Source organism: Pseudomonas sp. FGI182 (assembly GCF_000511325.1).
GTDB classification, from domain to species: Bacteria; Pseudomonadota; Gammaproteobacteria; order Pseudomonadales; family Pseudomonadaceae; genus Aquipseudomonas; species Aquipseudomonas putida_Z.
The window spans coordinates 5,317,477-5,335,454 of the sequence record NZ_CP007012.1 but is presented as its reverse complement, the minus strand read 5'-3'; the positions used below and the strand labels follow the sequence as shown (position 1 = coordinate 5,335,454).

17 protein-coding genes are annotated in these 17,978 nt (G+C 64.3%); 12 read left to right on the top strand and 5 right to left on the bottom strand.

The genetic code is table 11. The features are described 5' to 3' along the window. Nucleotides 1–44: 44 nt before the first annotated feature. Genes asd through C163_RS23525 form a run of 3 tightly spaced genes read right to left on the bottom strand, consistent with a single transcriptional unit; the run spans nt 45 to nt 3,307 of the window. On the bottom strand, nt 45–908 hold the full coding sequence (asd, locus tag C163_RS23535) for an archaetidylserine decarboxylase (protein ID WP_025340835.1): 864 nt from the start codon (nt 906–908) through the stop codon (nt 45–47). 9 nt (nt 909–917) lie between these two features. Continuing rightward, nucleotides 918–1,727 (bottom strand): rhodanese-like domain-containing protein, encoded by an 810-nt coding sequence (locus tag C163_RS23530; RefSeq protein ID WP_025340834.1) that lies wholly within the window; start codon nt 1,725–1,727, stop codon nt 918–920. Nucleotides 1,728–1,771: 44 nt separating this feature from the next. Continuing rightward, nucleotides 1,772–3,307 (bottom strand): HDOD domain-containing protein, encoded by a 1,536-nt coding sequence (locus C163_RS23525; protein ID WP_025340833.1) that lies wholly within the window; start codon nt 3,305–3,307, stop codon nt 1,772–1,774. 130 nt (nt 3,308–3,437) lie between these two features. Between C163_RS23525 and motA the strand changes: the two genes are divergently transcribed. Together motA and motB are read left to right on the top strand one after the other, a co-directional pair. Beyond that, on the top strand, nt 3,438–4,289 hold the full coding sequence (gene motA, locus C163_RS23520) for a flagellar motor stator protein MotA (protein WP_015272014.1): 852 nt from the start codon (nt 3,438–3,440) through the stop codon (nt 4,287–4,289). A 3-nt stretch (nt 4,290–4,292) separates the two neighbouring features. After that, nucleotides 4,293–5,306 (top strand): flagellar motor protein MotB, encoded by a 1,014-nt coding sequence (motB, locus tag C163_RS23515; protein ID WP_013974445.1) that lies wholly within the window; start codon nt 4,293–4,295, stop codon nt 5,304–5,306. 179 nt (nt 5,307–5,485) lie between these two features. On the opposite strand, the gene rsgA is transcribed toward motB, so the two are convergent. Further along, nucleotides 5,486–6,517: a small ribosomal subunit biogenesis GTPase RsgA gene (rsgA, locus tag C163_RS23510; protein WP_025340832.1), complete on the bottom strand. Its 1,032-nt coding sequence runs from the start codon at nt 6,515–6,517 to the stop codon at nt 5,486–5,488. A 143-nt stretch (nt 6,518–6,660) separates the two neighbouring features. On the opposite strand from rsgA, the gene orn reads away from it, so the two are divergent. Together orn and C163_RS23500 are read left to right on the top strand one after the other, a co-directional pair. Further along, the gene (gene orn, locus C163_RS23505) at nt 6,661–7,203 is read left to right on the top strand and encodes an oligoribonuclease (RefSeq protein WP_025340831.1); all 543 of its coding nucleotides are present in this window, start codon (nt 6,661–6,663) and stop codon (nt 7,201–7,203) included. Nucleotides 7,204–7,303: 100 nt separating this feature from the next. Next, complete coding sequence (locus C163_RS23500) at nt 7,304–7,915, top strand: trimeric intracellular cation channel family protein (protein WP_013974442.1); 612 nt, start codon at nt 7,304–7,306, stop codon at nt 7,913–7,915. Nucleotides 7,916–8,127: 212 nt separating this feature from the next. Here the strand turns inward: C163_RS23500 and queG are convergent, their stop codons facing one another. Then, nucleotides 8,128–9,192 (bottom strand): tRNA epoxyqueuosine(34) reductase QueG, encoded by a 1,065-nt coding sequence (queG, locus tag C163_RS23495; RefSeq protein ID WP_025340830.1) that lies wholly within the window; start codon nt 9,190–9,192, stop codon nt 8,128–8,130. A gap of 184 nt (nt 9,193–9,376) precedes the next feature. On the opposite strand from queG, the gene C163_RS23490 reads away from it, so the two are divergent. The 8 genes from C163_RS23490 to hflX all read left to right on the top strand — a co-directional run bounded on the left by C163_RS23490 (nt 9,377) and on the right by hflX (nt 17,939). Further along, on the top strand, nt 9,377–10,621 hold the full coding sequence (locus C163_RS23490) for an RNA-guided endonuclease TnpB family protein (RefSeq protein WP_025340829.1): 1,245 nt from the start codon (nt 9,377–9,379) through the stop codon (nt 10,619–10,621). A gap of 20 nt (nt 10,622–10,641) precedes the next feature. Then, nucleotides 10,642–11,502, top strand: a complete 861-nt coding sequence (locus tag C163_RS23485; RefSeq protein ID WP_025340828.1) for an NAD(P)H-hydrate dehydratase — start codon at nt 10,642–10,644, stop codon at nt 11,500–11,502. Next, entirely contained in the window at nt 11,490–11,963 is a 474-nt protein-coding gene (gene tsaE, locus C163_RS23480) for a tRNA (adenosine(37)-N6)-threonylcarbamoyltransferase complex ATPase subunit type 1 TsaE (RefSeq protein WP_025340827.1), read from the top strand. The genes C163_RS23485 and tsaE overlap by 13 nt, the downstream gene beginning before the upstream one ends. Before the next feature lie 11 nt (nt 11,964–11,974). Next, a complete protein-coding gene (locus C163_RS23475; protein WP_025340826.1) occupies nt 11,975–13,405 on the top strand; it encodes an N-acetylmuramoyl-L-alanine amidase in 1,431 nt (476 codons plus the stop codon). Continuing rightward, a complete protein-coding gene (gene mutL, locus C163_RS23470) occupies nt 13,402–15,297 on the top strand; it encodes a DNA mismatch repair endonuclease MutL (RefSeq protein ID WP_025340825.1) in 1,896 nt (631 codons plus the stop codon). Before C163_RS23475 ends, mutL begins: the two co-directional genes overlap by 4 nt. Before the next feature lies 1 nt (nt 15,298). Further along, entirely contained in the window at nt 15,299–16,270 is a 972-nt protein-coding gene (gene miaA / locus C163_RS23465; RefSeq protein WP_013974436.1) for a tRNA (adenosine(37)-N6)-dimethylallyltransferase MiaA, read from the top strand. 94 nt (nt 16,271–16,364) lie between these two features. Continuing rightward, nucleotides 16,365–16,625 (top strand): RNA chaperone Hfq, encoded by a 261-nt coding sequence (gene hfq, locus C163_RS23460; protein ID WP_003258160.1) that lies wholly within the window; start codon nt 16,365–16,367, stop codon nt 16,623–16,625. Between the two features lie 12 nt (nt 16,626–16,637). Continuing rightward, entirely contained in the window at nt 16,638–17,939 is a 1,302-nt protein-coding gene (gene hflX, locus C163_RS23455) for a ribosome rescue GTPase HflX (protein WP_015272005.1), read from the top strand. Nucleotides 17,940–17,978: the final 39 nt, after the last annotated feature.

Genomic DNA, 17,978 nt, shown 5'->3' with positions numbered 1-17,978 from the left:
TGTCGCGAAAGGGCCGCAAAGCGGCCCCAGGTTCCATCAGGTAATCAAGCCTGCACAGGCGCCGCCAACTGCTGCCCCATGCGCACCGCGGAACCAGCACCCAGGCTCTCCGCCCACTTCACCTGCTCCGGCCCGAACAGCACGATAGCAGTCGACCCCAGCTTGAAACGGCCCAGTTCGGCGCCTTTCTCCAGATGGATCGGCGCGCGGCTGGCTTCGTCGTAGCGGAAGGTCTTCAGTTCACGCTTGGGTGGCGTCACCAGGCCGGCCCACACGGTTTCGATCGAAGCGACGATCATCGCGCCAACCAGCACCACGGCCATCGGCCCGCGCTCGGTATCGAACAGGCATACCACACGCTCGTTGCGGGCGAACAGCTCGGGGACGTTCTCTGCGGTGGTCTGGTTGACCGAGAACAGGCGGCCCGGCACGTAGACCATTTCACGCAGGGTACCGGCCAGCGGCATGTGCACGCGGTGGTAATCCTTGGGCGACAGGTAGATGGTGGCGAACTCGCCGCCCATGAACGGCGCGGCCATGGCCGGGTCACCGCCCAGCAGCTCCTGCGCGCTGAAACCGTGGCCCTTGGCCTGGAAGATGCGGCCGTGCTCGATCGGGCCAAGCTGGCTGACGGCACCGTCGGCCGGGCACAGGATGGCGCCCGGGGTCTCGTCCAGCGGGCGGGCACCCGGCTTCAGGGCGCGGGTGAAGAATGCATTGAAGTGCTCGTAGGCGCTCAGGTCCTCGACCAGCGCTTCGCTCATGTTGACCTGATAACGCTTGGCGAACCAGGCGGTGAAGGCGTTCTTGAACCAGCGCACGCGGCACTCGGCGATGCAGCCGGCCAGCCGCGACAGCAGGTGGTGCGGCAGCAGGTACTGGCTGATGATGAACAAACGGGATTTCATGCAGGTTCCTTAGACTTCTACAGGCGTGTCCGGGTGGTTGCCCCATTCGCTCCACGAGCCGGCGTAGGCCTTGACGCGCGGGTAGCCGAGGGCCTTGGCCACCAGGTAGGTGAAACCGGAGCGGCGGTGGGTCTGGCAGTGGGTAATCACTTCCTTGTCGGGGGTGATGCCCAGTTTCTGCAGGACTTCGGCGATGTCCTGGCGGATGCGCAGGTGGTCGTTGAGGTCCATGCCGGCGGTCCATTCGAAGTTGATCGCGCCGGGGATGTGGCCGCCCTTGGCTGCCAGCACTTTCTCGCCGCTGAATTCCTGCGGGCCACGGGCGTCCCAGATGACCAGGTCGTCGGCGCCCAGGCGGCTTTGCAGGTACTCGCGGGTGGCGGTGGGCGAACTGTCGATGCGCAGGTGCACCGGCGTGTTGCCACTGGCGGGCACTTCTGTGGAGAGCTTGTCGGCGGGCCAGGCCTGGATGCCGCCATTGAGGTAGTGGTAACGCTTGTGGCCGATCACATCGAGCAGCCAGATGAAGCGCCCGGCCCAGCCGCCGCCCTCATCGTCATACACCACATACACGGCATCGTCGCGGTGGCCGAGTTCGCTGAACAGTTTTTCCAGCTCGCCCAGGGCCGGCAGCAGGCCGGGCGCGGGGGGCTGGCCAAGCTGGGTACGCTTGCCTTCGACAAAGCGTGCGCCGGGGATATGCCCGCTGACATAGCGGTTGGCGCTGCTCAGGTCGACCAGGATCAGCTGTGGCGAATCCAGGCGCGGCAGCAGGTCCGCGGCTTCGATCACCAGGGGCAGGCCGGAAAAGTCAGTCATCCACGGTCTCCAGTGTGGAAAGAGGGGCGATTGTAGCGCAAGGCTCAGGCCTTGCGGTTGGCAAACACCGACAGCGCCCGTTCGGTGCACTGTGCGGTCTTGCCGAAGGCTTGCACGCTGATATCGGCCAGCGGCCGGCAGCCCTGGTCAGCCACCATCAGCATCAGCACCTGGTCCGTCACTGCCAGCGAGCGCAGCAGCACGTGCTCGCTGCGGAACAAGGCACGCAGCGGGGCCGGCAGCAGGGCCGAGAACTGGCTGTGGTTTTCCGGGGTGATACGCAATTGCCCGGCCTTGGCCAGCAGCTTTTGCAGCAGTTTGTTCTGCGCCACCGGCAGCACCAGCGCCCCGGCTTCCTTGGGCAGGCCGGCCATCTGCTGCACGCGCAGCTCGTCTTTGGCCTTGTCCAGGCTCAGCAGCAGGATCCGCTGCATGCCAGAGGCCAGAAGGGCCTCGATAACCTGCGTGGCCAGGTGCACGCTGTTGGTGAACGGGCTGGGCTGGGCCAGAAGGTCCTGGCACAGCTTGCGCCAGCGCGCCAGTTCGTCGCTGGTGGGCGGTGGCGGAGCCAGCATGTCTGGGTGCGGGCGGCGCTGGTGCCAGGGCCAGATCAGCGCTTCGGCCGGGTGGAACAGGGCATGCTGGGCATGGCGGCGGGCGCTGGCCGCAGCCTGCTGGTGCACCTGCTGCTGCACGTCTTCCAGCGAGGTCTGCAGGTACAGTGCGGTCAACAGCTGCCAGCGCAGCAGGTGCGGGTTGTCCCAGCCCACCTGTGCCGCCAGGGCCAGGTTGTTGGCCAGCAGCACGGTGTTGGCCGGCTGGTTGAACCACCGGCGCAGGCCAGGCTCGGCGTCCAGGCGGTGTTGCTGGCTGAGCAGGTCCGGGTCGCGGGCGATACTGAGCACCTGGGCCAGTTGTTCGCGTTCTTCCAGCAGCAGGCGGTAACCCTGGGTCACCCATTGTGGCAGGCGCCAGTACTCTGCCATGGTCTGGCAAAGCTCCATGATGCGCACGCCAAACAGTTCTTCCTCGACATGGGCGGCGTCTTCGCCCTTGTGGATAACCCGCAGCTCCCAGGTATCGAGCAGCTTGGGGTAGGCCAGCGCCAGCGGCCAGAGTGGCGACAGGAACAACAGGCTGCCCCAGTGGATTTCCTGCCACAGCCGTGCCAGGCGGCTGGCGAACAGGCCGCTGGCCTGCTGCGAGGCGTGCTGGCTGATCAGCTGGAACTGGCACAGTACCGGTGGGATTTCTTCTACGGGCACAGCTGGCAGGCGTTTGAGCAGCTGTTCGCTGCGCTCCAGGCCCAGGCGGTTGAGGGCGACTTCCAGGCTTTCGGCGGGCTCTGCCAGGCTGGCATTGGTGGGGTGATTGGCTTCGCGCATCACCGACAGCACCAGTGCCGGGCTATCCTGCATCAGTTCGGCGATATCGCGCAGCGAGCGGCGGTTATCGTGGATGGCGGCCATGACCCGGTCGTAGCTGTGCTTCGGCACGGGGATGCGAACACTCTCGAGCAGCTTTACCCAGGCCTCTAGCGTACGTGGAGCCTGAGCGGGCACCTTGGTTTCAATTGGCATTTTGACATCAGTCCGAACTGGCTTTTCGCATTGAGTGGCTATAGTCTGGCGCAGTTCTGCCGATAAGTAGAAGAAGAGTTTTAAAGCTCCCGTCTCTTCCCCTGACCACGACAGCAAGTGCTTTGAACCTATGGCTAAAATTATCGGCATCATCGTCGTATTCGCGAGCGTGCTCGGCGGATACGTGCTTTCCCACGGCAAGATTGCGGCGCTGATCCAGCCGTTCGAAGTACTGATCATCGGCGGTGCGGCCTTTGGTGCATTCCTGCAGGCCAACCCTGGCCACATGACCATGCACGTCATCAAGAAGTCGATGAAGATGTTCGGCTCGCGCTTCACTCATGCCTTCTACCTGGAAGTACTGGGCCTGGTGTACGAGATCCTCAACAAGAGCCGGCGCGAAGGCATGATGGCCATCGAGGCCGACATCGAGGATGCCGCCGCCAGCCCGATCTTCGCCAAGTACCCGACGGTGCTGGCCGATGAGCGCATGACCGCGTTCGTCTGCGACTACCTGCGCATCATGTCCACCGGCAACATGGCCCCGCACGAGCTCGAGGGCCTGTTCGACATGGAACTGCTGAGCATGAAGGAAGAACTGGAGCACCCGTCCCATGCGGTGACCGGCATCGCCGACGGCATGCCCGGCTTCGGTATCGTTGCGGCGGTACTGGGTATCGTGGTGACCATGGCCTCGCTCGGCGACGGTGACCAGGCCTCCATCGGCCTCCATGTGGGTGCGGCACTGGTGGGTACCTTCTTCGGTATTCTGGCGGCCTACGGCTTCTTCGGCCCGTTGGCCAAGTGCCTGGAACACGATGCCAAGGAAGAGCTGAACCTCTACGAATCGATCAAGGCTTCGCTGGTGGCCTCGGCCTCGGGCATGCCGCCTTCGCTGGCGGTCGAGTTCGGGCGCAAGGTGCTGTACCCCAAGCACCGCCCAAGCTTCGCCGAACTGGAACAAGCGGTTCGCGGTCGCTGAGTCATGGAGAACAATCAGCCCATCATCGTCAAGCGCGTCAAGCGCTTTGGTGGCGGCCATCACGGCGGCGCCTGGAAAATCGCCTTCGCCGACTTCGCCACGGCGATGATGGCGTTCTTCCTGGTGCTGTGGCTGTTGTCCACGGCCACACCGGAACAGAAGATCGCCATTGCCGGCTACTTCAAGGACCCGATCGGCTTCTCGGAAAGCGGAACGCCCTACGTCATCGACCTGGGCGGCTCGCCTCAGCTGGCGCCGGAAAAGACCATCAACCCCGAAGCCAAGTCGGAGCCGACGCCTGATACCAGCATCCAGCTGGACAAGGACCAGGTGGAGACCATGGCCGAGCAGGTCGAGCGTGAGCGCCTGGAGTTGCTGCTGCAGGAACTGCAGAACAAGGTGGAAGAGAACCCGCAGCTGCAGAAGTTCAAGGACCAGATCCTGTTCGAGATCACCCAGGACGGCCTGCGCATCCAGATCATGGACGCCGAGAACCGGCCGATGTTCGACATTGGCAGCGCGCGCCTGCAGCCGTACTTCGAGGACATCCTGCTGGCCATGGCCGACACCATCAAGGCGGTGCCGAACAAGATCAGCATCAGTGGCCACACTGATGCCAAGCCTTATGCCGGCAGTGGCGAGTTCGGCAACTGGGAACTGTCGGCCAACCGCGCCAACGCCGCGCGCCGTGCACTCGTGGCCGGCGGCTACCCGGATGGCCAGGTGGCGCGGGTGGTGGGTTATGCCTCGTCGTCGCTGTTCGATCGCAAGGACCCGTTCAACCCGGTCAACCGCCGCATCGACATCATCGTGCTGACCAAAAAGGCCCAGCGCAATATCGAAGGCGAACAGGGCGCGCCGGAAGCACCGGCTGCCGAGCCTGCGCCGCCCGCCGCTGCGGCACCGGCGGCGCCAGGGGAGGCCGGGCAGGCCCCCATGCAGCCGCGTGAACTGCGCCAGAAGCTGAACATCTTCGAAGAGGGGACACTGAAGATGGATGAGGCCAAGGACCAGTAGGTTCTTGGGGCGCCCTGCACGGTCCTTGTAGGAGCGGCCTTGTGTCGCGATAGGGCCGCAAGGCGGCCCCCGGATCTCTGCATTTTGGCAAAGATTGCTGGGGCCGCTCTGCGGCCCTATCGCGACACAAGGCCGCTCCTACAGGCGTGTGCTGCAGCTGAACCTCGCGCCCACAGGGGTTAGTAAGCGTCTTCCGGCAAACTGGCAATGATAGAGCGGTAGCTGTTCATCCGTTGCTGCTTGATACGCCCCTCGTCCAGCGCCTTGAGCAGCGCACAGCCCGGTTCGCGATCATGCTTGCAGTCGCGGAAGCGGCAGGTGCCGAACAGGTCGCGGAACTCGATGAAACCATCCTCCACATCACTGCGGCTGACGTGACCCAGGCCGAACTCGCGGATGCCTGGCGAGTCGATCAGGTCGCCACCGTTGGGGAAGTGGTACAACCGCGCGGTGGTGGTGGTGTGGGTGCCCTGCCCAGACCACTCCGACAGGTCACCGACACGGGTGCCGGCGTCCGGCAGCAGGCTGTTGACCAACGACGACTTGCCCACCCCCGACTGGCCGACGAACACGCTGATGTGGCCGTCGAGCATCTGTTGCAGGCGTTGCATGCCGTCACCGTGGTGGGCCGAGACCTCCAGCAGCGGGTAGCCCAGCTCGCGGTAAACCTCCAGCAGCGCATGCAGGCCCGGGCCGTTCTCGTCGTTGATCAGGTCGGCCTTGTTCAGCAGCAGCAGCGGGCGAATGCCGGCGTGCTCCGCCGCCACCAGATAACGGTCGATGAGGTTGGGGTGCGGTTCGGGCGCGGGGGCGAAGACGATCACGATCAGGTCGACGTTGGCCGCCACCGGCTTCAGCTGGCCGTGGTTGTTCGGCCGGCACAGCTCGGTACTGCGCGGCATCTGCGCGACGATCACGCCAATGCCCTGGTTGCCCGAGCGCCATACCACGCGGTCGCCGGTAACCAGCGCCGGCAGGTTGGCGCGCAAGTGGCAGCGGAATACCTGGCCCGCGGCTTCGCCGTCCTGGGCTTCCACTTCTACCTGCACACCGAAGTGCGCAATCACCAGGCCCAGTTGCTCCGGTCCCAGGTCGCCACCCTCCAGTTCCTGCAACACGTGCTGTTCGCGTTTGGCCGCACGCGCGGCGCGCTCGTTCTGGATTTTTTCGATGCGCCAGTTCTGGCGGCGATTGAGCTGGCGTTTGGCCATGAAGGTTCCGTGCGTGGGGGCAGGTTGAAAACGGCAGGCAGTTTAGCACGCCAGGCGCCGGACCATTTGGCTTACCTTCGCGCCGTGAATGGGCGTGCCTTGGCCACTACGCTACTATGACGGCCTATACGAGGAGCCCCCGCATGCAAAACCCACAGAACCTGATCTGGATCGACCTGGAAATGACCGGCCTGGATCCGGACAGCGACGTCATCATCGAGATGGCCACCATCGTCACCGACAGCGAACTGAACACCCTGGCCGAAGGGCCGGTGATCGCCATCCACCACAGTGACGAAGTGCTGGCGCGCATGGACGAGTGGAACACCCGCACCCATGGCGCTTCGGGGCTGACCCAGCGCGTACGCGAGAGCAAGGTCGACATGGCCGCAGCCGAGGCGCAGACCATTGCCTTCCTCGAGCAGTGGGTACCGAAAGGCAAGTCGCCAATCTGCGGCAACAGCATCTGCCAGGACCGCCGCTTCCTCTACCGGCACATGCGCAACCTGGAAAACTACTTCCACTACCGCAACCTGGATGTCTCTACCCTGAAGGAGCTGGCTGCACGCTGGGCGCCTGATGTGCGTGACAGCTTCAAGAAGGGCAACACCCACCTGGCGCTGGACGACATTCGCGAATCGATCGCCGAACTGCGCCACTATCGCGAGCACTTCATCAAGGTGTGAGCCGAAAAGGCGCAGATATTGTATCTGCGCCCTCTTTTGGTGCCATGGGCAACTGGTTAGACTGCGCGCCTTTCTCGCACGCCCGCACGGACCCCGCACCATGTTGTTGATGCTCTACCTCATCGCCATCACCGCCGAAGCCATGACCGGCGCGTTGTCTGCCGGCCGCCGCGGCATGGACTGGTTCGGCGTGGTGCTGATTGCCTGCGTCACCGCCCTGGGTGGCGGCTCGGTGCGTGACGTGCTGCTCGGGCATTACCCGCTGACCTGGGTGAAGCACCCGGAGTACTTGGTGCTGACCAGTTGTGCGGCGCTGCTGACCATCTTCATCGCACCGATGATGCGCCGCCTGCGCTCGCTGTTCCTGGTGCTCGATGCCCTGGGGCTGGTGGCCTTTACCCTGATCGGCTGCATGACCGCACTGGAGATGGGGCAGGGCATGCTGGTGGCGTCGATCAGCGGGGTGATCACCGGGGTATTTGGCGGGATCTTGCGGGATATTTTCTGTAACGACATTCCCCTGGTATTCCGCCGCGAGCTGTACGCCAGCGTGTCGTTTGCCGCGGCTTGGTTCTACCTGGGCTGCGTGTATTTCAAGGTGCCGGCGGAGCAGGCGATGCTGCTGACCTTGTTTGGCGGCTTCCTGGTGCGGTTGCTGGCGATTCGGTTCCATTGGGAAATGCCCAAGTTCCACTACAACGACCAGCAGTAACGCAGTTCCGGCACAACATGGCCCCTGTGGGAGATTGCCCAGCCCTTGGGGCTGCGCTGTCGCACAGGGAACAAATTTCGAGAGTGTGTCACCTTCTTTGTGGGAGCGGGCGTGCCCGCGAAGCGGCCAACGCGGTGTATGGCACCGGCTCCGCCGGTGTTCGCGGGCACGCCCGCTCCCACAAGGGTGGCGCAAGCTCTGGGGCTGGGTCGCTATTGAACGCCGTGCTGCGCCAGCGCCCACTCCACATGCTCCCTCACCAGCTCCGAGGCATCCTCGCGCCGCGCCTTCAGCGCTTCGATCACCGGGATCGTCGATGGCGCATTGCCAAGCCCAACCGCCAGGTTGCGCAACCAGCGCTCATACCCGGCCCGGCGCAATGGCCCGCCTTCGGTCTTGCGCAGGAAGGTCCTTTCATCCCACAGGAACATTTCCGCCAGCTCGGCATTCTCCAGCCCGTGCCGTGGCTGGAAGTCCTGTTCCTGGCTGTGCCTGGCAAAGCGGTTCCACGGGCAGACGATCTGGCAGTCATCGCAACCGAACACCCGGTTGCCCATCTTCGAACGCAACTCGACGGGGATCGGCCCCCGCAGTTCGATGGTCAGGTAGGAGATGCAGCGCCGTGCATCCAGCACATACGGCCCGACGAAGGCCTGGGTCGGGCAGATGTCCAGGCAGGCCTGGCAGCGCCCGCAGTGTTCGCTGGTGGTGGCTTCGTCCACCGGCAGCGGCAGGTCGACGAACAACTCGGCGAGGAAGAAGTAGCTGCCCGCCTTGCGGTTGAGCAACAGGGTGTTCTTGCCGATCCAGCCCAGCCCGGCCTGCTCGGCCAGGGCCTTTTCCAGCACCGGAGCGCTGTCGACGAAGGCGCGGTAGCCGAACGGGCCGATGGCTTCCTGAATGCGATCGGCCAGGAACTGCACGCGCTTGCGCACCAGCTTGTGGTAGTCCCGGCCCAGGGCGTAGCGCGATACGTAGGCTTTTTCCGGCTGTGCCAGGCGCTGCGCCATCTGCGTGTCGCCGGGCAGGTAGTCCATGCGCAGCGATACCACACGTACCGTGCCGGGGATCAGTTGCTCTGGGTGCGCGCGTTTGCTGCCGTGGGCGCCCAGGTAATCCATCTCGCCCTGGTAGCCGGCGTCGAGCCAGCGCTGCAGATGGTGTTCGTGTTCGCCAAGGTCGACCCCGGCGATGCCGACATGGGCAAAACCGAGTTCTTGGCCCCAAATCTTGATCGATTGGGCCAGTTGGGCGAGGTCAGGCGTACAGGCGGACATGGATGGGCAAGGCAATACGGGCTCAGGTGCGTATAATTTTGCCAGAAACTGGAGACTTTGACCTGGTGCGCGTCAAGCTCTGTCCTTCGGCGGTGGAAGTCAATGTGGCGTTTGCTGCTCGGACGTATTGTCTTCCGTGGCGAAGGTCGTTGTCGTTGCTTATAGACCAAACTATATTATCCCCATGCAACGCCTCCAAGCCTTTAAATACGAACTGATGCCGTCCGGCCAGCAGCAGCGCGACATGCGCCGCTTCGCGGGATCGTGTCGGCTCGTGTTCAACAAGGCGCTGGCAATGCAGAGGGAACGCTACGAGCAAGGCGAGAAGAAGTTGGGCTATGCCGGCCTGTGCAAGGAGCTCACGGCGTGGCGCAACGGGCTGGAGACGCCGTGGCTCAAAGGTGCGCCGGTGCATCCGCTGCAACAAACGCTCAAGGACCTGGAGCGCGCCTATGCCAACTTCTTCGCCAAGCGCGCAGCCTTCCCGCGCTTCAAGAAGAAAGGCCAATCCGACAGCTTCCGCTACCCTGATCCGAAGCAGATCAAGCTCGATCAGGCCAATAGCCGCATCTTCTTGCCCAAGCTGGGCTGGCTGCGCTACCGCAACAGCCGCGAGGCGCTGGGTGCGGTCAGGAACGTCACCGTCAGCCTGAGCGCGGGCAAATGGTTTGTGAGCATCCAGACCCAGCGCGAAGTCGAACAACCCGTGCCGCAGGCCACCAGCGCCATCGGCATCGACGTCGGCATTGCCCGCTTCGCCACGATGAGCGACGGCAGCCACCTTGCGCCGCTGGCCCGCTTCAAGACGCATGAAGTCCGGTTACGCCACGCGCAGCGGGCGATGAGTCGCAAGACCCGATTCAGCAACAACTGGAAGAAGGCGAAAGCCCGAGTCCAGCGCATTCACGCCCGCATCGGCAGCGCCCGCCGCGACTACCTGCACAAGGCCACGACCGCCATCAGCCAAAACCACGCGATGGTGTGCATCGAGGACTTGCAGGTAAGCAACATGTCCAGGTCAGCGGCAGGCACGGTAGAAACACCGGGCAAAAACGTGCAGGCCAAGTCCGGCCTGAACAAGGCTATCCTCGATCAAGGCTGGTTCGAGTTCAGGCGGCAACTGGATTACAAACTGCAATGGGCGGGCGGGTTGCTTATTGCGGTGCCGCCGCATAACACCAGCCGTACGTGTCCGCAATGCGGCCATGTAGATGCGGCCAACCGCAGGACACAAGCGCAATTCCGGTGCGTGGCCTGCGGCCTCGAGGATAACGCCGATGCGGTCGGGGCGATCAACATACTGGCGCGGGGACACCGCGTTGCAGCCTGTGGAGAGACGGTGCAGTCAGGCCGCTCGATGAAGCAGGAACCCACCGAAGCGACTACGCGAGAACCCTCGTGTAGCGCCGTAGGAATCCCCTGCCTTTAGGCCGGGGAGGATGTCAACCCATGCCGCAGACCAAACACCCCAGCCATACCCCTCAATTGCTCAGCAGCGTGTCGGTCGCGCACCTGCCGGCACGGCATGCGCACGCCCATAAAGGCGACTTCGGCCATGTACTGGTGGTCGGTGGCGACCTTGGCACTGGTGGCGCCGTGCTGCTCAGTGCCGAAGCCGCCCTGCGCTGTGGCGCCGGGCTGGTCAGCGTGGCGACCCGGCCCGAGCATGTGGCCGCCAGCCTGGCCCGCCTGCCCGAAGTCATGTGCCTGGGCGCCAGTTCGGCCAACCAGCTGATGGGCGTGCTGGAGCGCGCTTCGGTGCTGGTGGTCGGCCCAGGCCTGGGCCAGGCAGCCTGGGGCCGCAGTCTGCTGTCGGCGGTGGCCAATGCCGAGCGCCCGCAGGTGTGGGACGCCGATGCCCTGAATTTGCTGGCGCGCACCCCGCTGGCCCTGCCCAGTGGCAGCATCCTTACCCCGCACCCCGGGGAGGCGGCGCGGCTGCTGGGCATTTCCACCGAGGCTGTGCAGGCGGACCGCGCGGGCGCCGCACGCAAACTGGCGCGCCGTTACAACAGCGTCTGCGTGCTCAAGGGAGCCGGCACTCTGGTGGCCGACCCGGCCGGGCAGCTGCTGCTGTGCGAACGTGGCCACCCGGCCATGGCCGGTGCCGGCCTGGGCGATGTGCTGACCGGTGTATTGGCGGCGCTGCTGGCCCAGGGCCTGGATGCCTGGCATGCCGCGGGGCTGGGGGTATGGCTGCACGCCTGTGCCGGCGAGCGTCTGGGCGTTAAAGGTAGAGGCCTGGCTGCCAGCGATCTGGCGCCGGTCATTCGTGAGTTGTTGGAGGAGCATTCTGCGTGTCTGGCTTAAACCTGTTTCTGGCCGATGAAGCGGCCACGGTCGAATTCGGCGCACAACTGGCCGGGGTGACCGGCGGTCACGGCGTGATTTTTCTGGAAGGTGACCTGGGCGCGGGCAAAACCACGCTGTCGCGTGGCCTGATTCGTGGCCTGGGCCATACTGGTGCAGTGAAAAGCCCGACCTTCACCGTGGTCGAGCCTTACGAGATCGGTGAGGTGCGGGCATTCCATTTCGACCTGTATCGCCTGGTCGATCCGGAAGAGCTGGAGTTCATGGGCATTCGTGACTATTTCGAGGGCGACCCGCTGTGCCTGTTCGAGTGGCCACAAAAGGGTGCGGGCGTTTTGCCAAAGCCCGACCTGACCATTACCATAAGCCCCCAAGCGGGCGGACGCTCGCTGATCCTTTCGCCGCAGGGGGCTCGCGGCGAGGCCTGGTGCGTGGCACTGGCCGAACACTATAAACAGTAAGTGGGGTAGGTATGCGCATACGCGCACTGGTCGCCATCGTTGGGCTGCTGCTGACAACGGTGACCGTTGACGCTCTGGCCGTCACTCAAGTCAAGAGCATGCGCCTGTGGCGCGCGCCGGACAACACGCGGCTGGTCTTCGACCTGTCTGGCCCCGTGCAGCACAGCGTCTTCACCCTGAGCGCACCTGATCGCCTGGTTATCGACATCAATGGCGCGACCTTGGCCGCGCCACTGAACGTGGCTACCTCCAATACGCCGATCAGCAGCGTGCGTTCGGCTCAGCGCACCCCGACCGACCTGCGCGTGGTGGTCGACCTGAAAAAGTCGGTCACCCCCAAAAGCTTCACCCTGGCGCCCAACGCCCAGTACGGCAACCGTCTGGTGGTCGACCTGTACGACCAGGAGGCTGACGCCATCGCGGCCAGCGCGCCGGCTCCGACCCCGACTCCGGCACCAACGCCCGCAACCACGCCAGCAGTACCGGTGACCCCGGCCCAGCCTGGCATCAAGCTGCCGCCGGTACCCAGCGGCAAGCGTGACATCGTGGTTGCCATCGACGCCGGTCACGGCGGCGAAGACCCGGGTGCATCCGGTTCGCGTGGCCAGCATGAAAAAGACATCGTGCTGCAGATCGCCAAGGAACTGCAGCGCCAGATCAACAGCGAAAAAGGCTTCCGGGCCGAGCTGACCCGTACCGGTGACTACTTCATCCCACTGCGCAAGCGCACCGAAATCGCCCGCAAGAAGGGCGCCGACCTGTTCATCTCGATCCACGCCGACGCCGCGCCGTCCCGCGCCGCCTTTGGCGCCTCGGTGTTCGCCCTGTCCGACCGCGGCGCTACCTCCGAGACCGCGCGCTGGCTGGCCGACACGGAAAACCGTTCCGACCTGATCGGTGGTGCCGGTAACGTCAGCCTCGACGACAAGGACCGCATGCTGGCCGGCGTGCTGCTCGACCTGTCGATGACCGCCACGCTCAGCTCCAGTCTCAATGTGGGGCAGAAGGTGCTGGGCAACATGGGCCGCATTACCTCCCTGCACAAGCAGCGGGTGGAACAGGCCGGCTTCATGGTGCTGAAGTCGCCGGATATTCCGTCGATCCTCGTGGAAACCGGGTTCATCTCGAACAACAACGAAGCCGCCAAGCTGGCCACCGCCAGCCATCAGCAGGCCCTGGCACGTTCGATCCACACCGGTGTGCGCCAGTACTTCCAGCAGAACCCGCCGCCTGGCACCTACATCGCCTGGCTGCGCGACACCGGCAAGATCGCCGCTGGCCCGCGGGAGCACACGGTGCGCCCTGGCGAGACCCTGGCGATGCTTGCCGTGCGCTACCAGGTCAGCGTGACCAGCCTGCGCAGCACCAACAGCCTCAAGACCGATGAACTGAAGGTCGGCCAGCGCCTCGATATCCCCGCTACCACGTTGGCCTCGCAATGAGTGGCGGTTCGCGCATCCAGCTGCTCAGCCCGCGGCTGGCCAACCAGATTGCCGCCGGTGAGGTTGTCGAGCGGCCGGCCTCTGTGGCCAAGGAGTTGCTGGAGAACAGCCTGGACTCCGGCGCCCGGCGTATCGACGTGGAAGTGGAGCAGGGCGGCGTCAAGCTGCTGCGGGTGCGTGACGATGGCAGCGGCATTTCCGCCGACGACCTGCCGCTGGCCCTGGCCCGTCACGCCACCAGCAAGATCCGCGAGCTGGAAGACCTGGAAGGGGTATTGAGCCTGGGCTTCCGTGGTGAGGCCCTGGCCTCGATCAGCTCGGTGGCGCGGCTGACCCTGACCTCGCGTACCGCCAGCGCTACCGAGGCCTGGCAGGTGGAAACCGAAGGCCGCGACATGACCCCGCGGGTGCAGCCGGCGGCGCACCCGGTGGGTACTTCGGTGGAAGTGCGCGACCTGTTCTTCAATACCCCGGCCCGGCGCAAGTTCCTCAAGGCCGAGAAAACCGAATTCGATCACCTGCAGGAAGTGATACGGCGCTTGGCGCTGGCGCGCTTCGATGTCGGCTTCCACCTGCGCCACAACGGCAAGAGCATCCTCAGCCTGCACGAGGCCCACGATGAAACCGCCCGTGCGCGGCGGGTGGGTGCCATCTGCGGCCCGGGTTTCATGGAGCAGGCGCTGCCGATCGACGTGGAGCGCAATGGCCTGCGCCTGTGGGGCTGGGTCGGCCTGCCGACCTTCTCGCGCAGCCAGGCAGACCTGCAGTATTTCTTCGTCAACGGCCGTGCGGTGCGCGACAAGCTGGTCGCCCACGCCGTGCGCCAGGCCTACCGCGACGTGCTGTTCAATGGTCGACACCCGACCTTCGTGCTGTTCCTGGAGCTGGAGCCCAACGGCGTCGACGTCAATGTGCACCCGACCAAGCACGAAGTGCGTTTCCGCGAGGGGCGCTCGGTGCACGACTTCCTGTATGGCACCCTGCATCGCGCCCTTGCCGATGTACGCCCGGAAGACCAGTTGGCGGCGCCTGCTGCCGTGCCCGAAGTGGTCCGCCCCACGGGCCAGCAGGCCGGTGAGTTCGGCCCCCAGGGCGAAATGCGCCTGGCCTCGCCGGTGCTCGAGCAGCCGCGAGCCCCGCAGCAGTCGTTTTCCAGTGGCGGCAGTGGCGCGGGTTACCAGTACCAGTACACCCCGCGCCCCTCGCAGCCGCTGCCAGCCGCCGAGGCGCAGGCGGTGTATCGCGAGTTTTACAAACCGCTGGATGAAGGCGCGGCGCCAACGGCGTTGCCCGAAAGCCAGGGTGACATTCCCCCGCTGGGCTACGCGCTGGCGCAGCTCAAGGGCATCTATATCCTGGCCGAGAACGCCATCGGCCTGGTGCTGGTAGACATGCATGCGGCCCATGAGCGCATCATGTACGAGCGCCTGAAGGTAGCCATGGCCAGCGAAGGCCTCAGCGGCCAGCCGCTGCTGGTGCCCGAGACCCTGGCCCTTAGCCAGCGTGAAGCAGACTGCGCCGAAGAGCACGCGCAGTGGTTCCAGCGGCTGGGCTTCGAACTGCAGCGGCTGGGCCCCGAGACCTTGGCCATCCGCCAGATCCCGGCTTTGCTCAAGCAGGCCGAGGCCAACCGCCTGGTGCAGGATGTACTCGCCGACCTGATGGAATACGGCACCAGCGACCGTATCCAGGCGCACCTCAACGAGCTGCTCGGCACCATGGCCTGCCACGGCGCCGTGCGCGCCAACCGGCGCCTGGCGATCCCCGAGATGAACGCCCTGCTGCGTGACATGGAAAACACCGAGCGCAGCGGCCAGTGCAACCATGGTCGCCCCACCTGGACCCAAATGGGCCTGGACGACCTGGACAAACTCTTCCTGCGCGGTCGATGAAATGAGCGGCAAGCCCCCTGCAATATTCCTGATGGGCCCGACGGCGGCCGGCAAGACCGACCTGGCCATCGAGCTGACCAAAGTACTGCCGTGCGAGCTGATCAGCGTCGATTCGGCGCTGGTCTACCGCGGCATGGACATCGGTTCGGCCAAGCCGTCGAAAGAAATCCTCGCCGCTCACCCGCACCGGCTGATCGACATTCGCGACCCGGCCGAGAGCTATTCGGCTGCGCAGTTCCGTGCCGATGCCCTGGAGGCCATGGCCGAGATTACCGCGCGCGGCAAGATCCCGCTGCTGGTGGGCGGCACCATGCTCTATTACAAGGCGTTGATCGATGGCCTAGCCGACATGCCGGCGGCCGATGCCGCGGTGCGTGCCGAGCTGGAAGCCCAGGCCGAAGCGCTCGGCCTGGCCGAGTTGCACCGCCAGTTGGCCGAGGTTGACCCTGAGTCGGCGGCGCGCATCCACCCCAACGACCCGCAGCGGTTGATCCGGGCGTTGGAGGTGTACCGGGTGAGCGGCGAGAGCATGACGGCACATCGACAGCGTCAATTCGCGGAAAGTCGCGGCGCAGACGCAGGCGCTGGCGGACATTTGCCCTATACTGTCGCGAGTTTGGCGATTGCTCCTACAGATCGTCACATTTTGCATCAGCGAATTGCGTTACGATTTTCACAGATGCTGGAACAGGGCTTCGTCGACGAGGTCCGATCGCTGCGAGCCAGAAGTGACTTGCACGCCGGGCTGCCGTCTATACGGGCAGTGGGGTATCGGCAGGTCTGGGATTACCTGGACGGCAAGCTGACTGAGAATGAGATGCGTGAACGCGGTATCATTGCCACCAGGCAGCTGGCCAAGCGGCAGTTCACCTGGTTGCGTGGCTGGCCCGAAGTACACTGGCTTGACAGCCTGGCCTGCGACAATCTGTCCCGCACCTTGAAATACCTTGGGGCCATCTCCATATTGAGCTGAGTCCCTGCTGATTGCCGTCTATTCTTGCGAAGGGGCGGCCTAATTTATCGATTTTCTTGATTTTCTATTATTTATCCTTACAGGAGTGCGGCATATGTCAAAAGGGCATTCGCTACAAGACCCTTACTTGAACACCTTGAGAAAAGAAAAGGTCCCGGTATCCATCTACCTGGTCAACGGCATCAAACTGCAGGGTTCGATCGAGTCCTTCGACCAGTTCGTGGTACTGCTGAAGAACACCGTCAGCCAGATGGTCTACAAGCACGCCATCTCGACCGTGGTTCCTGCCCGTCCGGTTCGTCTGCCAAGCCCGTCCGATTCCGAACACGGCGACAGCGAGCCAGGCAACGCCTGATAGGAGCCTGCATTGTTCTTTGAGCGCCACGGTGGTGGTGAGCGGGCGTTGCTCGTTCACTTGGAAGGTCAGAACCCTGAGGCGCGCGAAGACCCGCAGGAGTTCCAGGAGCTGGCATTGTCGGCCGGTGCCGACATCGTCTCGCTGGTCACGGTGGCAAGGCATCAGCCTTCCGCCAAATACCTGATTGGCAGTGGCAAGGTCGAAGAGTTGCACGACCTGGTCCATGCCGAACAGGTAGACCTGGTGATTTTCAATCACACCCTCACGCCCAGTCAGGAGCGCAACCTCGAACGTGTGTTCGAGTGTCGTGTGCTCGACCGTACCGGGCTGATCCTCGATATCTTCGCCCAACGGGCGCGTACCCATGAAGGCAAGCTGCAGGTCGAACTGGCCCAGCTCGAGCACATGAGCACGCGGCTGGTGCGCGGCTGGACCCACCTTGAGCGACAGAAGGGTGGTATCGGCCTGCGTGGCCCGGGTGAAACCCAGCTGGAAACCGACCGCCGCCTGTTGCGGGTGCGCATTCGCCAGATCAAGTCACGCCTGGAGAAGGTGCGCAGCCAGCGCGAGCAGGCGCGCCGTGGGCGCAAGCGTGCGGACATTCCGTCGGTATCGCTGGTGGGTTATACCAACGCCGGCAAGTCCACGCTGTTCAACGCCCTGACCGAATCCGAGGTGTATGCCGCGGACCAGCTGTTCGCCACCCTCGACCCGACCCTGCGCCGGCTCGAGCTGAACGACCTGGGGCCGATCGTGCTGGCCGACACCGTGGGCTTCATTCGCCACCTGCCGCACAAGCTGGTCGAGGCATTTCGGGCTACGCTCGAAGAGTCGAGCAACTCCGACTTGTTGCTGCATGTGATCGACGCCCATGAGCCGGAGCGCATGGAGCAGATCGAGCAGGTATTGGCGGTGTTGGGCGAGATTGGTGCCGAAGGGTTGCCGATCCTCGAGGTGTATAACAAACTCGACCTGCTCGAAGATGTCGAGCCGCAGATCCAGCGCAATGCCGATGGCAAGCCGGAACGGGTCTGGGTATCGGCACGCGATGGGCGTGGCCTGGAGCTGGTCGGCCAGGCGATTGCCGAGTTGCTGGGGGATGATCTGTTTGTCGGTACCCTGTGTCTGGAGCAGCGTTTTGCCCGCTTGCGCGCGCAATTCTTTGCCCTGGGTGCCGTGCAGAGTGAAGAGCATGATGAAGAAGGGCGCAGCCTGCTGAGCGTGCGACTGCCCATGGTCGAACTGAATCGCCTGGTCAGCCGCGAAGGCATGGAGCCGCAAGTGTTTGTCGAGCAACACACTTTGCAATAAATGCTCGTCGAGGTCGCCGGGCAGCAGTGACAGGCATTC